Source organism: Ancylobacter polymorphus (genome assembly GCF_022836935.1).
GTDB classification, from domain to species: Bacteria; Pseudomonadota; Alphaproteobacteria; order Rhizobiales; family Xanthobacteraceae; genus Ancylobacter; species Ancylobacter polymorphus_A.
This window is the reverse complement of record NZ_CP083239.1, coordinates 1,925,135-1,939,687: the sequence shown is the minus strand read 5'-3', so window position 1 is coordinate 1,939,687 and position 14,553 is coordinate 1,925,135. Positions and strand designations below refer to the sequence as shown.

Below are 14,553 nucleotides of genomic sequence, written 5' to 3'. Positions count from 1 at the left end.
CCCAACGGCAACCCACGCAGAGGACAGAGCAATGGCATCGCAGCAGGCGACGGAGACTCTCGCGCCGGACCTTCTCAACCGCATGAACGCCTGGTGGCGGGCGGCGAACTATCTCTCCGTCGGGCAGATCTACCTGCTCGCCAACCCGCTGCTGCGCGAGAAGCTGACGCTGGAACATGTGAAGCCGCGCCTGCTCGGCCATTGGGGCACGACGCCGGGGCTGAACTTCCTCTATGTCCATCTCAACCGGCTGATCCGCGACACCGGCGCGGAGGTGCTGTTCATCGCCGGCCCCGGCCATGGCGCGCCCGGCGTGGTGGCGGCGACCTATCTGGAAGGCACCTATAGCGAGCTCTACCCCGATGTCTCGCAGGACGAGGCCGGGCTGTGCCGGCTGTTCCGGCAGTTCTCCTTCCCCGGCGGCATTCCCAGCCACGCGGCGCCGGAAACCCCCGGCTCGATCCATGAAGGCGGCGAGCTCGGCTATTCGCTCTCCCACGCCTATGGCGCGGTGCTGGACAACCCGGACCTGATCGTCGCCTGCGTCGTCGGCGACGGCGAGGCCGAGACCGGGCCGCTCGCCACCTCCTGGCACGGCAACAAGTTCCTCAACCCCGCCAGCGACGGCGCGGTGCTGCCGATCCTGCACCTCAACGGCTACAAGATCGCCAACCCGACCGTGCTCGCCCGCATCCCGCATGAGGAGCTGAAAAGCCTGTTCGAGGGCTATGGCTACGACCCGATCTTCGTCGAGGGCGAAGACCCCGAGCCGATGCACCAGGCGATGGCGGCGGCGCTGAACGAGGCGCATGGCAAGATCCGCGCGATCCAGGATGCGGCGCGCACCCGCGGCGACACCGACCGCCCGCGCTGGCCGATGATCATCCTGCGCAGCCCCAAGGGCTGGACCGGGCCGAAGACGGTGGACGGCAAGAAGGCGGAGGGCTTCTGGCGCTCGCATCAGGTGCCGTTCTCCGACATGTCGAAGCCCGAGCACCTGACCCTGCTCGAAGACTGGATGAAGAGCTACAAGCCGGAAGAGCTGTTCGACGCGGCGGGGACGCTCAAGCCCGAGATCGCCTCGCTGGCGCCCGAGGGCGTGAAGCGCATGAGCGCCAACCCGCACGCCAATGGCGGCGCGCTGCGCCGGCCGCTGCGCCTGCCGGATTTCACCGCCTATGCGGCGGAGGTCGCCCATCCCGGCGAGAAGGAGCTGGAATCCACCGCCATCATGGGCGCCTTCCTGCGCGACGTGATGAAGGACAATGCGGCGTCGAAGAATTTCCGCGTCTTCGGCCCGGACGAGACCGCCTCCAACCGGCTGCAGGCGCTGTTCGAGGTGACCAACCGCGCCTGGGACGCGGAGACGCTGTCCTATGACGACCATCTCGCCCGCGACGGGCGGGTGATGGAAATGCTCTCCGAGCATATGTGCCAGGGCTGGCTGGAGGGCTATCTGCTCACCGGCCGGCACGGGCTGTTCTCCTGCTACGAGGCGTTCATCCACATCGTCGATTCGATGTTCAACCAGCACGCCAAATGGCTGAAATCCGCCTCCGAGGTGGAATGGCGCCGGCCCATCGCCTCGCTCAACTATCTGCTCACCTCGCATGTCTGGCGGCAGGACCATAATGGCTTCAGCCACCAGGACCCCGGCTTCATCGACCATGTCGTAAACAAGAAGGCGGAGATCGTGCGCGTCTACCTGCCGCCGGACGCCAACACGCTGCTCTATGTCACCGACCACTGCCTGCGCTCGTGGAACCGGGTCAATGTCATCGTCGCCGGCAAGCAGCCCGCGCCGCAATGGCTCGACATGGACAGCGCCATCAAGCACTGCGCCAAGGGCATCGGCATGTGGGAATGGGCCTCCACCGATGGCGGCGTCGACCCGGATGTGGTGCTGGCCTGCGCCGGCGACGTGCCCACGCTGGAGACGCTGGCCGCCGCCGACCTGCTGCGCGGCTTCTTCCCGGACCTCAAGGTGCGCGTGGTCAATGTGGTCGACCTGATGACGCTGCAGCCGCAATCCGAGCACCCGCACGGGCTGTCGGAGACGGATTTCGACGCGCTGTTCACCACCGACAAGCCGGTGATCTTCGCCTATCACGGCTATCCCTGGCTCATCCACCGCCTCGCCTATCGCCGCACCAACCACGACAACATGCATGTGCGCGGCTATGTCGAGGAAGGTTCCACCACCACGCCCTTCGACATGGTGGTGCGCAACCGGCTCGACCGCTTCCACCTCGTCGCCGACGTGCTCGACCGGGTGCCGCAGCTCAAGACCAACACCCATGTCCGGCAGGCGATCCGCGACAAGCTGACCGAGCATGCCCGCTATATCCGCGCCCACGGCCTCGACATGCCGGAAGTGCGCGAGTGGAAATGGTCCGGGGGCAAGTGAACTGAGCCGGCAATGAAAGGGGGCCGGCAAGGCTCGACATGAGGCTTTGACAGGTAGCGGACAGCCTCCTGCCGCTACGTTCCGGGTGTCGCCGCTGACGGCGATCACAGGATCAGGAAAGCATCATGAAGAAGATCATTGCCGGCCTCGTTGCCGTCTCCGTCCTTGCTCCCGCCGCCGCTTTCGCCGGCCCGGTCTGCACGACGGAAGCCAAGGACAAGTGGATGAGCGAGGACGCCATGAAGGCCAAGGTGGCCGAGATGGGATATCAGAAGATCAAGACCTTCAAGGTCTCGGGCTCCTGCTACGAAATCTATGGCTACACCAAGGACAACAAGAAGGCCGAAGTCTATTTCAACCCGGTGACCGGCGCCGTCGTCAAGGCCGAGATCGACTGATGACCGACAGGGTCGCTCAAGCCGGCGGCGTCCCGCCGTCGGCCGCGGGCGCGAACGTCCGGGTGTGGGATCCGGTCGTGCGCCTGTTCCACTGGACGGTCGTCGCCGGCTGCGTCCTCAACCTGTTCGTTCTGGAAGATGGCGAGCTGCCGCATGAAATCGTCGGCTATGCCGTCGCCGCCGCGCTCACCATCCGCCTCGTCTGGGGCTTCATCGGCACGCGGCACGCCCGCTTTGCCGACTTCGTACCGACGCCCTCCCGGCTCATCGCCTATGTGCGCGCCCTCTTGCGCGGCGAGGAGCCGCGCATGCTCGGCCACAACCCGGCCGGCGCGGTGATGATGCTGGCGCTGATGGCGCTGCTCGCCGCCGTCTGCCTCACCGGCTGGATGACGACGCTCGACGCCTTCTGGGGCGAGGACTGGCTGGAGGAGCTTCACGAGGGCCTCGCCAATGCCATACTGGTGCTTGCCCTGCTGCACGCGGCGGCGGCGCTGTTCGAGAGCTGGCGCCACCGCGAGAACCTCGTATGGTCGATGGTGACGGGCTGGAAAAGGCGGTGAGCGCGGATGCGGCTTCTCCTCGTTGAAGACAGCGCGCGGCTGCGCGAGCTCGTCGGCGAGACCATCCGCGGCGCCGGGTGGCGGCTCGACGCGGTGGGCGGCGTCGCGGACGCGCAGGCCGCTTTAGCCAGCACGCACTACGACCTCGTGCTGCTCGATCTCGGCCTGCCGGACGGCGACGGGCTCGACCTCGTGCGCGGCCTCAGGCGCAGCCGCAGCAGCACGCCGGTGCTGGTGCTGACCGCGCGCGGGGCGGTGGACGAGCGCATCGCCGGGCTCGACGCCGGGGCCGACGACTACCTCACCAAGCCGTTCAACAATGGCGAACTGCTCGCCCGCGCCCGCGCCCTGCTGCGCCGCGCGCCGGTTTCCGCCGATCCCGTGCTGGAGGCGGGGGCGCTGCGCTTCGACCCGGCGACGCAGGAAGCGCGCTGCGGCGAGGAGGTGATCGCGCTGGCCCCGCGCGAGCGGGCGACGCTGGAAATATTGCTGCGCAATGCCGGCCGGGTGACGCCCAAGCGCGGACTGGAGGAAACGCTGTCCGAATATGACGAGGAGATCAGCCCCAACGCCATCGAGGTGCTGATGTCGCGGCTGCGCCGGCGGCTGGCGCCCTATCCGACCCGCACCGCCATCGAGACGGTGCGCGGCGTCGGCTATCTCCTGCGCGAGACCGAGGGATGAGCCGCGCCGCCGGGGCGCGTGCGCCGCTGGGGCGCCTCGTCGCGCTGCGCATCGTGCTGTTCGCCGCGCTCGCCATGCTGGCACAGCTTGTCGCGGTGCTGATCGACTATGGCAGCGACCCCGACAATATGGCGCGCCTCGTGCTGGAGCAGGAAAGCGCGGAACTTGCCGCCGGACTGTCGCTGCACGACACCCGCCTCGCCTATGAACTGCCGGAGGAACTGCGCCGGCGCTATGGCGCGGCCGGCACGGGCTATGTCGCCCGCGTGCGCACCGCGCAGGGCGCGGTGCTGTTCTCGCATTGCGACGACGCCTGCACCGCGCATTTCCTGCCCCTCGACCTCAACCCGCCCTCCTTCTGGCTGCGTATCATCGCGCCCGGCTATCCGCTGAGCTTCGCCGGCGGGCGCACGGTGGAGATCGGCCCGCGCACCGCCTTTATCGAAGTGGCGGTGACCGGCGACCCGCAGGGCGCGGTGTGGGGCGTGCTGGCGCATGAGGTGGTGGACCATATGGTGCTGCCGATGAGCCTCACTTTGCTCTTCGTGCTCGGCGCCACGCTGCTCTCCATCCGCGCCGCGCTGCGCCCGGTGACGGCGGCGGCGGAGCAGGCGGAGCGGCTCGACCCGCTGAGCCCCGATGCAAGGCTGGAAGAGGCCGGCATGCCGCGCGAGATCGCCCAGCTGGCCGGGGCAGTGAACCGCTCCTATGCCCGCACCCGCGAATTGATGAACGCGCAGAAGCTGTTCACCTCCGCCATCGCCCATGAAATCCGCACGCCGCTGGCGGTGATCCGGCTGGAGCTGGAGAATATCGACCACCCCGCCGCGCGCCGCACGCTGGGGGAACTGGACGAGCTGACGCATTTTGTCGATCAGATGGTGATGCTGGCGCGGCTGGAGGCGGCGGACCGCAGCGGCTTCACGCCCATTGCGCTCGACGAGATTGGCCGCGAGATCGTCGGCACGCTGGCGCCGATCGTCTATGCGCGCGGCGCCCGTATCGGCTTCGAGGACGCGGGCGACGTGTATGTGCCCGGCAATGCCGCCCTGCTGAAGGACGCGGTGCGCAATCTGATCGAGAACGCGCTGCGCCATGGCGGGCCGGGCGTTTCCATCACGGTACGCAGCGATGACGGCCCGGGCATCAGCGTCATCGATGACGGGCGCGGCTTCGACCCCGACGCGCCGGGCGAGGCGACGGACCCGCCCGGCCATTACCGCCGCGCCGGCGGGCTCGGCATCGGGCTGGAAATCGTCCGCCGCATCGCCGCGCTGCATGGCGGGCGGCTGGAAATCGCCCGCGCCGCCCCGCACGGCACCCATGCGCGGCTGGTGTTTCCCGTCGCGCCGGTCATACCCGCGCGATGAGCGCCTGCGCGGCGGCGGGATTGCGCGGCTTGAAGCCGGAGATGACGAACAGGAACACCTCGCGCGGCGTCGCTTCCGCCGGCGGGGTGAGCAGGGTCGGCTTGTGCGCTTCCGGCGTCTCGCCCCTCGCCCAGGCCCGCGCGGTGGCGGCCCAGCCGTCCAGCGCCTTTTCCCCATAGCCCAGCGCCTCGTCCTCGCTTGTGCCCATGATCCGCGCATAGACGAAGGGGGCGGTGACATCGGCGATGGCGGGGAAATCGCTGTCGCCGGCATGGACGATGGCGACGCCATGCTCGCGCGCCAGAGCGACGAAATCCGGCGTCTTGAAGCTCTCATGCCGCACCTCCACCGCGTGGCGGATGTCGCGGCCGTCGACACGCTTGGGCAGGAGCTTGAGGAAGGCGGCGAAATCGTCCGGGTCGAACTTCTTGGTGGCCATGAACTGCCAGTTCACCGGGCCGAGCTTTTCCTTCAGCTCGGTGACGCCGCTGTTGAAGAAGCGCTCGATCGATTCACCCGCCTCGGCCAGCACGCGGCGATTGGTGGTGAAGCGCGGGCCTTTCAGCGTGAAGACGAAGCCTTCCGGCGTCTCCGCATGCCATTTGGCGAAACTCTCGGGCTTTTGCGAGCCGTAATAGGTGCCGTTGATCTCGATGGCGGTGAGCTTCGACGCGGCATATTCCAGCTCGCGCTTCTGGGTCAGGCCGTCGGGATAGAACACCCCGCGCCAGGGCTCGAAGGTCCAGCCACCGACGCCGATGCGGATGGGTGCGGAAGGGGACATGGGGGGCCTCTGCGTTCGTTGGCTTAGCGCGCAGTGTCGATTGGCGAGGAGCAAATGGCACGAAATGGCACACTCGTGCACGTGTCATCTATGTCATTTCCCTCTTATGGGCCGCAAGCAGACGAGAATTCATGGGATTGCGCATGGTGCTATCGGTCCCGAGGCACGACATGACACGTGCGCACCATGCGATGTTCGCCACGTCGCAGTCTCTAGCCTGCTGACCCGTGAAGTCTCGGAACATAGAACGGGGTTGGCCCCCGCGATTGGCAGGAACTGGTCGGTCCCCACGGCGCGATCGGTGGCTTTCCACACCCAACACCGGGACCCAACACCCGATCGATCCGCGCCTCACAGCGATGCACGGCGTGACGTGACCCCATCCGAGCCAGAGCGTGGCAGGATTTGGTGGACGTCATCGGCGACAGCCGGCGTCGTGCCTATCATCTCCTTCGGCACTGATTGCAACCCGTTGCAACGACCGCGATGCATTGAAGCGGGCAATGTCGCGGCGCCTTTGCGTGCAGGTCCGAACGCCGTTCATCAGACTGTCCGCCGTCAGCGCTCTTGAGACAGTTTGATGGTTTTCGGGAAGGGAGGATTTCTGGATCATCGCAGCCATTCAGGAGCGCAGATGAGACAGAAATCCGGGCCGGAGAAAGCACCGGCAGAGCAGGTCGTGAAGGACATCCGCCGAGCGACGCGGCGGCAGTTCTCGGCCGAAGAGAAGATCCGCATCGTGCTGGAAGGCGTGCGCGGCGAGGAGAGCATCGCCGAGCTGTGCCGGCGCGAGGGGATCGCCTCGTCGATGTATTACGGCTGGTCGAAGGAGTTCCTCGACGCCGGCAAGCGCCGTCTCGCCGGTGACACGGCGCGCGCGGCGACCTCGGACGAGGTGAAGGAGCTGCGCCGTGAGGCGCAGGCGCTGAAGGAGGCCGTGGCCGATCTGACCCTGGAAAACCGCCTGCTCAAAAAAAGCATGCTCGCGGATGGGGAGGACGACACATGAGGTATCCTGCCTCCGAGAAGGCCGAGATCATCCGGCTGGTCGAGGGATCGCATCTGCCGGCGCGGCGCACCTTGGACAAGCTCGGCATCCCGCGCGCCACGTTCTATCGCTGGTACGATCGCTATCTCACCGGCGGGGTCGAGGCGCTTGCCGATCATCGCTCACGGCCCGACCGTGTCTGGAACCGGATCCCCGAGCCGGTTCGGGACGAGATCGTCGAGCTGGCGCTGCGCGAAACGGAGCTGAGCCCACGCGAGCTGGCGGTGCGCTTCACCGACGAAAAGCGCTACTTCGTCTCGGAAGCATCGGTGTATCGGCTGCTGAAGGCGCATGATCTGATCACCAGCCCAGCCTACATCGTCATCAAGGCGGCGTCCGAGTTCAAGGACAAGACGACGGCGCCCAACCAGCTCTGGCAGACCGATTTCACCTACCTGAAGATCACGGGCTGGGGCTGGTATTATCTCTCGACCGTGCTCGACGACTTCTCCCGGTTCATCGTCGCCTGGAAGCTCTGCGCCACGATGCGCACTGACGACGTCACTGCCACGCTTGATCTGGCTCTGGCGGCATCGGGGCTCGACCAGATCACGGTCGCGCATCGGCCGAGGCTGTTGAGCGACAACGGCAGTTCCTACATCTCAGCCGACCTCGCCACCTGGCTCGACGGCAAGGGCATGCAGCATGTTCGCGGCGCGCCCTATCATCCCCAGACGCAGGGCAAGATCGAGCGCTGGCACCAGACCCTGAAGAACCGCATCCTGCTGGAAAAATACTATCTGCCCGGCGATCTCGAACGGCAGGTCGCCGCCTTCGTCGAGCATTACAACCATGCCCGCTACCACGAGAGCCTGGGCAACCTGACGCCCGCCGACGTCTACCTCGGTCGTGGGCAGGCCATCCTCACCGAACGCGAAAGGATCAAGCGCCAGACCATCCAACAGAGACGCTTGCAGCATCAGCTGCAGGCCGCATAACCTCAAACCCAGATGAGCCAGAACCTCCGTTCCTGAGACGCCGCAACAGTCTCAAATCATCTGACGACGGACAGTGCAGACATCGCTCACAATATCGACCACCGTTTCGATGCGCGGCAGATGGGCGGGCAACGCGCCGCGGTTTACACGACGCTTTGCGACCCGCACGGCCGTTGTCGCCGGCGCGTTCTCCTCAGATGCCCCAAAACCTGCGGCCTCCACCTCATGGGCCTCTTCCAGGGCGAGGAGAAGCTCGTCCTCGTGTAGCGTCTCGGCGCGCCGACCGACGGAACTCACCATCCTCCAGGCGCGTGGCGACCACCACCACGCCGGTGCCGTCCCAGAACACCAGCTTCACCCAGGCCTTCGGCCCACTCGCGGAAATCGACGGGCTTTGTCGCCTCCGTGACCCGGACTACGCCTGTCAGACCGATCACAACCCGGCCTTCAACGCGCCGAGCACCGCCGCGATGGTCGTCGGTGAGGCCCCTCTCTCGATCGTCACGCGGGCGCCGGCGACCGCAATCTCGATGGCCGCGGCGCGCCGTTGCCGGCCACGCCGCTTCGGTCGTGACGATGGGGCAGAAGGTTCAGACGGGGGGCTGGCTCTCCGGCGCGACGACCGCCGGCACGAAGGCCGGGATCATCTCGCTCACCTTGCGCGCTTCGCGCCGCGAGGTGAGCAGTTGCTGCGGCGTCAGACCGTGGCGGCGCGCACGGCGCTCACCGTCACATCCGGCTCAAACTTTCCGCGATGGTCGAGCCCGAGCAAGAGAGGCGTAGTTTGGTCTACGTGCTGGGCATCCGCCGGCATCATGCCCACTGCCCCACCAATCTCTCGACAAGAATTGCAACCGGTTGCAACAAACGAGATGGATCGTGTCGCAGCAAGTGGTGGAGCTCGCACCGGCGGTGACGAAACGTCATGCTCGGCCTCCTCCATGATAGTGGCCAGCTTCGGGAGCTTGGGTTGAATTTGATCGGCAACGGTGCGCTATTGCAGGCTGGCCGCCTCAGTGGCTTCCTGGGCGAAAGCGGTGGAGATGAAGGCCGAGATCACCCGCCGCCGCTCTGGCCTGCATGGGCCAGGGCATTGCGTCGGAAGTGCTCCCGATGCACTTCCAGATAGCTCTGAACACCTTGAGACCGCCGCCTTGATGCCTTCATCGCATCGGAGACCACCAGTTTCACCCCGCGCAGGCCCCGGCGCATCCACTTGCGTAGGAACTCGGTCCACATCAGCCCCGCCTCGGAGATCCCGATATCTAGCCCCAGCACCTCGCGCCGCCTCTCGGCGTTGAACCCTATGGCGATGATCACGGCAATCAAGACGATCCCTCCGCCACGCCGGACTTCGAGCCAGGTGGCGTCGATCAGAGAGAGGGCCAGTCGCCCTGGATCGAACGGTCAGGAAGGGCTTCATCTTACCGTCGGTCTCTTCGCACCGCCACGACAACTAGCCCTTAAATTGCGCGTATTGCTCATTGCCTTGACCAGATCATCGACGGATATGCCAGACGACAAGAATTGCAACCAGTTGCAACGAACAACATGCGTGAAAGCGAGGAATAGAAGCGACAGATGCGTTTGATCCCGAGCGGCTCACCTGCGCGACGCCGAAGGACGAACAGCCGCCGCCTTACGGCAACATTGTGATCAATTGCCGCCGGCCGAGCGATAGCCGACAGCGCCTGCGTTCATTGGTATTGATCGCGCAGCTGCGCGCGCAGGGCAAGATCCGGTCGATGAGATGGGTAGCGGACCATCTTCCGATCAGCGGCGATAATGCCGTATGCCCGCCGTTCCAACAGTCGCATCACGGCCCGCAAATGGGCGACAGCTTCGCGCGTGGCGACCGACCCCACCATTTATTACAAGAAGCTCGCGGAGCGCGCTGGCATCCAGCATCTGCTCAGCCAGCAGCCTCTTGGGGTTGGCGTTTTCGTCATCAAGCTGTTCTGGCCCTTGACCTCGAACCCGTCCATGGCGCCGCCATAACGGGCCTTCCGGTTCAGTTGTACAGGGTTGCTTCCGAGACGCAGTGCTTGCGCGACAGAACAGCACTCTCCGCCCCTATTTTATACTCGCGCAAAGCCGCGATGTCTGCTCTTCCGTGAACCGCACCCGCGTCATCTGTCCGCCTTAGAGAAAGCCGAAGTTAATTTTTCTTTTACTTTATCAAAATAATCATTAACAGAAAAAAAGTTACTAGAAACATCCAACGCATGTGGCGCATACGGCGCCTAATACTACGAAATTTAGCTTCGATAGACGCCTGCGAGCCTGGGGGAGCGTCCTTCTCGAGTTCGGCGTCGCAATGCTGCCCAGATTTTCTCATAATCATTTCTCAATTTCGCGAAGTGCTCGAATGGAACTAGCCCTGTCCGACTGTCGCTGCCACCATGCCGGCATTGCAGCAATTCCGAATGAAGACACATTTTTATTATCCGAATTTCCGTATAATTGAAATGTATATCATGTAGTCACCATTTTTCGTACAGAGAGGCGGCTGGTCTAAGATTGGTTTGGTGTCAGCCACGCTGCCACGTCGGCGCCTTCGCAGGCCTTATGAACCTTCTCAGACGCTCGTCCGCCGACAATCGAGTTGAGCCCATGCGTTTGTGGTAGGTGACCCATTTGCAGATCCCAATCGAGCTTCGGAACGATCTCAAAGGCGTCGAGGTGCATTCACTCTGGCAGCCGCATCCAGGGAGATCGCACGCCGGCCGCCGACAAAACCTGGTCGAAACGCGGGCTGTGAGCTGGCTGAACGGGTCGGGACTTTAGATGCCGGCCGCCCGAACCGGGGCAAGCCTCCTTCAGCGCGTCGACGCAGACGTTCGCCCATGGTGTTGAAAACCTCAGGAGAGAACCCTGCGGCTGTGCCAGCGCATGATCACGAACACATTCAAAAACCCGCTCCGCATCGGGATGTGGGTGATTTAGGCGGACCGACGTGGTCAGGCCTGTCGATAGCTACGACGCCGGGAAGATAAAGGATGACAAGATGCTGCTGGCGTCACACCGTGATCTTCGGCCTCTGTTTGATGGCAGCCAACTACATGCAGGCTATGAGACGCCGCGCGTGCGCCCGATCTCAGGTCCCGACCGGCGTAGATGGCGCATCGCCTGTCGGAAAGCACACCAGGGCGCCTCGACGAACTGGACCCTGGTCGCCCGCATGATGGCAAGGGTCTCGGGGCTTTGTGTCCGCAGGCCGCCGTCGAAAGCGACCGGCTGACATTGAGCAAGGCGCATTAGCGCCTATCTGCCATTTGAGCCCGACGCTGCGCATCTGTTCTTCCAGCTCGTCAGCCTCCCCCGTGAGCGCGGCGCCATGCTCGTGACCTCAAACCGGGCCATCGGAGAGTGGACTCGGTCTTCGGCGATCCCATCGCGGCCATCGCCATCCTCGATCGGCTGACAGCGGCGCAGTTGCAGGCCTTGTTCGAGGTCCGCACTGGCGCCGGGTGCATGAACGACAATGGACCAAGGCGCCGGTTGCGGCGCGCCAAAAACCCTCGCAAACCATGGATGAATACGATTGCATCAGCGTTTTGGCCTCGCTCCGCACCAAGCTTCCCCGTGATCCCGAAACGCCCCAGGAGATGCTGATCGTCCAGGACGCGGAGATCGAGCGGCCGCGTCATATCATCAAGGAATTGTAACCCCATCACTTGGGCCGGCGCGCCGAACCGCGGCCCGAGGACCAGCTTCTCGTCGCCCTGGAGGAGGCTGTGCAGGTGGAGGTCGAAGATTCTGCGGCATCCAAGGAGAAAGCGCCAGCGACAAAGGCCGATCGGGCTGCAACGCGTCGTGCAAACCGGGGCGCGATGCCCGCCCATCTACCCAGATCGAGACGGTGGTCGATATCGAGAGCGATAAACACTTTATACAGCCCAACTGCCTAGGTAGTGCTGAGTTATGGCCCAACCCTGGGCGACATCCGGCACCGTCGCAAAAAAGTAATTCTCACGGCTGGGGACACCCCGTCGTCCGCAGAAACCTGACTTGATTTTTTGCAGGAGGTCATGGAGCATGCCAATTGACATTTCAGAGCATGCGCAGTGGACAATCCCCCGCAAGAATGATTCGCATGTTTTGTTTATCGAATTATAATAATAGGCAATAGTATAAATATTCGGGACTGCATAGCATGATTAAAAAATTCAATAATTATGACAACTATACTTCATTGACGATATTAAATATAATTTATTATGTGTTTATTTATTTTCAATGAGCTTTTTAATATTTTTTTGTATATTATATTAAGAATATATAGAAAAACAATTGCAATTGATTCCGATTTATTAAACTACGCGTCAATTTTTGCGGCTATGTCCGCTATCTTTTGGGTTCTATCATGTATAATTTATAAGTATAATTAATATAACAATTATTATATGGAATTTGAATAATTTGAATTTATATTGGTAATATTTTTCAAGCGATCTCAATAGAGCATTTATTGATTTTCGGGCCAGGTAGCGGTCAAATTTCGCGGCTTCTCCCTGGTGGGTTTGGGGGGCTTTGCCGAGCTGCTTTTGAAGCGGAAGCTGTAATTGCCGGTGTCAAGGATATCGCGGTGATGGGTGAGCCGGTCAAGCAAGGCGGTCGTCATCTTTGCATCACTGAGGACCGTCGCCCATTCGGAGAAGCTGAGATTGGTGGTGATGACCACGCTGGTGCGCTCATAGAGCTTGCTCAGCAGGTGGAACAACAAGGCGCCGCCCGAGGCGCTGAACGGCAGGTAGCCTAGCTCGTCGAGGATGACGAGCTCGGCATAGACGAGCCGGCCGGCGATCTGGCCGGCCTTTCCCTGCGCCTTTTCCTGTCCGAGCGCGTTGACGAGCGCGACGGCAGAGGAGAAGCGGACCGGCCTGTGATGATACTCGACGGCGCGGACGCCGAGAGCCGTGGCGATGAGGGTCTTGCCGGTAGCCGCCCCGCCGACCAGGACGACGTTGTGCGCGTCGTCGGGGAACTCGCAGCGATGAAGCTGGCGCACGCACGATTCATTGACCTCGCGGCTGGCGAAGTCGAAGCCGTTGAGGTCGCGATAGGCCGGGAAGCGCGCAGCCTTGATCTGGTAGGCGGTGGATCGCACCTCGCGTTCGGCAGTCTCCGCCTTCAGGAGTTGCGAGAGGATCGGCATGGCGGTCTCGAAGGCCGGCGATCCCTGTTCTATCAGCTCTGTGACAGCTTGCGCCATGCCGTGCATCTTGAGGCTTCTCAGCATGATGACGATGGTCCCGCTGGCCGGATCATGACGCATGGCGCGCCTCCCTGGCTCGGCGCAGGGTGTCATAGCGTTCGACGTTGGCCTCCGGCTCGGTGGTCAGCGTGAAGGCGGCAGGGGCCGGGATCGTCGGCGTGCTCAGCGGCGCGCCGTTGATCAGCCGGTGCAGCAGGTGAGGATGTGGGTCTTGGTCCGCACGCCGGCCTTGAGAGCGAGTCCGACGGCTGTGAGCACGACCTGCTCCGTCCTGCTGGAGGACCAGGGAGAGGATCTCCACCATCTCGCGGTCACCGCCTGGTCGCTTGAGCAGGTGCTGCTGCAGGGACCGAAAGGACGGTGGCATCTCGGCAAGGGGTGCGCCGTTGCGCAGGGCGCCGGGCTTGCGCTGGACCACAGCCAGATAATGGCGCCAGTCATAGATGGTCCGGCTCTGGCGATCATGGGAGCGAGCAAAGACCCTTTGATGCTGGCAGATCGCCTGCCCCTCAGCGACGACGATGATCCGGTGGGGATAGATCCGCAGGCTCACCGGGCGGTTGGCGAAGAGTGAGTACTGGTGCGCGAAGCGCAGAAAATGCCGAGTGGGCATTTTGAAGGACGAACGGCACGCTTTAGCGATTGCGCTCCAAGTGGACGAGGCAGGTCGGGGAAACGCGCTTGGCGTGTTCGAAAAGCCGTCGAACGGCCGGGGCATCGCCATCAGGTGCCGGATCTCCTCAGCCATACCTCGGCGATCGAGCCGGGTTGCGTGCCCAGCCCGGTCTGGAGCCACAGCTCCCGCCATCGGGTCTCCAGCCACTCGTTCAAGGCCTCCAGCGAGAGGACGTCCGGCATGGGTTGCCAGAGCCGATGACGGGCATCCTGGGCATCTCCCAGCCAGAAGCCGGATTCGCGCAACTCATTGAAGCGGGGCCGCGTCGCAGCCGGTCATGGCCGATGCGCATTGACCTTTTTTGGATTCGTAGAGCCGTGTCCAGACGCACGTCGCTTTATATCTGTGCCCCAACGGACACAGGGGCGGGACGGACGAACATGGTCCGTCAGAAAATTGCTGTCCCTCCGTGAATCGCCCCTAAACTAGTGGTTGGGAAAATGGGGTAGTCAGGTACGCATCAACGG

Annotated in this window: 9 protein-coding genes and 5 pseudogenes; 8 read left to right on the top strand and 6 right to left on the bottom strand. The window is 63.5% G+C overall.

Annotated elements, in window-relative coordinates; translation table 11 throughout:
- Positions 1-31: 31 nt before the first annotated feature.
- From K9D25_RS09090 to K9D25_RS09070, 5 genes are all read left to right on the top strand, one after another.
- Positions 32-2,407: a phosphoketolase family protein gene (locus tag K9D25_RS09090; RefSeq protein ID WP_244450527.1), complete on the top strand. Its 2,376-nt coding sequence runs from the start codon at positions 32-34 to the stop codon at positions 2,405-2,407.
- 125 nt (positions 2,408-2,532) lie between these two features.
- Positions 2,533-2,805, top strand: coding sequence for a PepSY domain-containing protein (locus K9D25_RS09085; RefSeq protein WP_244450526.1), 273 nt, complete (start codon positions 2,533-2,535; stop codon positions 2,803-2,805).
- A complete protein-coding gene (locus tag K9D25_RS09080) occupies positions 2,805-3,368 on the top strand; it encodes a cytochrome b/b6 domain-containing protein (protein WP_244450525.1) in 564 nt (187 codons plus the stop codon). Before K9D25_RS09085 ends, K9D25_RS09080 begins: the two co-directional genes overlap by 1 nt.
- Positions 3,369-3,374: 6 nt before the next feature.
- Entirely contained in the window at positions 3,375-4,052 is a 678-nt protein-coding gene (locus K9D25_RS09075) for a response regulator (RefSeq protein ID WP_244450524.1), read from the top strand.
- A complete protein-coding gene (locus tag K9D25_RS09070; protein ID WP_244450523.1) occupies positions 4,049-5,422 on the top strand; it encodes an ATP-binding protein in 1,374 nt (457 codons plus the stop codon). Before K9D25_RS09075 ends, K9D25_RS09070 begins: the two co-directional genes overlap by 4 nt.
- On the opposite strand, the gene K9D25_RS09065 is transcribed toward K9D25_RS09070, so the two are convergent.
- Positions 5,406-6,206, bottom strand: a complete 801-nt coding sequence (locus tag K9D25_RS09065; RefSeq protein ID WP_244450522.1) for a DUF72 domain-containing protein — start codon at positions 6,204-6,206, stop codon at positions 5,406-5,408. The two genes, K9D25_RS09070 and K9D25_RS09065, sit on opposite strands and share 17 nt — an antisense overlap.
- A gap of 634 nt (positions 6,207-6,840) precedes the next feature.
- On the opposite strand from K9D25_RS09065, the gene K9D25_RS09060 reads away from it, so the two are divergent.
- Positions 6,841-8,192 (top strand): IS3 family transposase gene (locus K9D25_RS09060; RefSeq protein ID WP_244450521.1). Its coding sequence is split into 2 segments (ribosomal slippage): positions 6,841-7,177 and positions 7,177-8,192, totalling 1,353 coding nucleotides; the frame shifts between segments, so codons are not numbered across the junction.
- A gap of 75 nt (positions 8,193-8,267) precedes the next feature.
- Here K9D25_RS09060 and K9D25_RS09055 read toward each other — a convergent pair.
- From K9D25_RS09055 to K9D25_RS09045, 3 genes and pseudogenes are all read right to left on the bottom strand, one after another.
- A pseudogene (locus K9D25_RS09055) lies at positions 8,268-8,477 on the bottom strand (IS66 family transposase); the annotation flags it as partial.
- A gap of 771 nt (positions 8,478-9,248) precedes the next feature.
- Positions 9,249-9,512 (bottom strand): transposase, encoded by a 264-nt coding sequence (locus K9D25_RS09050; protein WP_432207941.1) that lies wholly within the window; start codon positions 9,510-9,512, stop codon positions 9,249-9,251.
- Between the two features lie 248 nt (positions 9,513-9,760).
- A pseudogene (locus tag K9D25_RS09045) lies at positions 9,761-10,325 on the bottom strand (transposase); the annotation flags it as partial.
- 1,132 nt (positions 10,326-11,457) lie between these two features.
- Between K9D25_RS09045 and K9D25_RS09040 the strand changes: the two are divergent.
- Together K9D25_RS09040 and K9D25_RS09035 are read left to right on the top strand one after the other, a co-directional pair.
- Positions 11,458-11,615 (top strand): annotated as a pseudogene (locus K9D25_RS09040) (ATP-binding protein); the annotation flags it as partial.
- Positions 11,616-11,749: 134 nt separating this feature from the next.
- Positions 11,750-12,105: pseudogene (locus K9D25_RS09035) on the top strand (transposase domain-containing protein); the annotation flags it as partial.
- A gap of 555 nt (positions 12,106-12,660) precedes the next feature.
- Here K9D25_RS09035 and istB read toward each other — a convergent pair.
- Positions 12,661-13,470: an IS21-like element helper ATPase IstB gene (istB, locus tag K9D25_RS09030; protein ID WP_244450519.1), complete on the bottom strand. Its 810-nt coding sequence runs from the start codon at positions 13,468-13,470 to the stop codon at positions 12,661-12,663.
- A pseudogene (locus K9D25_RS09025) lies at positions 13,460-14,324 on the bottom strand (IS21 family transposase); the annotation flags it as partial. The pseudogene K9D25_RS09025 and the gene istB, both read right to left, overlap by 11 nt.
- Between the last annotated feature and the right edge of the window lie 229 nt (positions 14,325-14,553).

Coding starts and splice junctions, on each gene's coding strand:
- K9D25_RS09070 (WP_244450523.1), top strand. CDS start 4,049: ATGAGCCGCGCCGCCGGGGCGCGTGCGCCGCTGGGGCGCCTCGTCGCG.
- K9D25_RS09065 (WP_244450522.1), bottom strand. CDS start 6,206: ATGTCCCCTTCCGCACCCATCCGCATCGGCGTCGGTGGCTGGACCTTC.
- K9D25_RS09090 (WP_244450527.1), top strand. CDS start 32: ATGGCATCGCAGCAGGCGACGGAGACTCTCGCGCCGGACCTTCTCAAC.
- K9D25_RS09085 (WP_244450526.1), top strand. CDS start 2,533: ATGAAGAAGATCATTGCCGGCCTCGTTGCCGTCTCCGTCCTTGCTCCC.
- K9D25_RS09075 (WP_244450524.1), top strand. CDS start 3,375: ATGCGGCTTCTCCTCGTTGAAGACAGCGCGCGGCTGCGCGAGCTCGTC.
- istB (WP_244450519.1), bottom strand. CDS start 13,470: ATGCGTCATGATCCGGCCAGCGGGACCATCGTCATCATGCTGAGAAGC.
- K9D25_RS09080 (WP_244450525.1), top strand. CDS start 2,805: ATGACCGACAGGGTCGCTCAAGCCGGCGGCGTCCCGCCGTCGGCCGCG.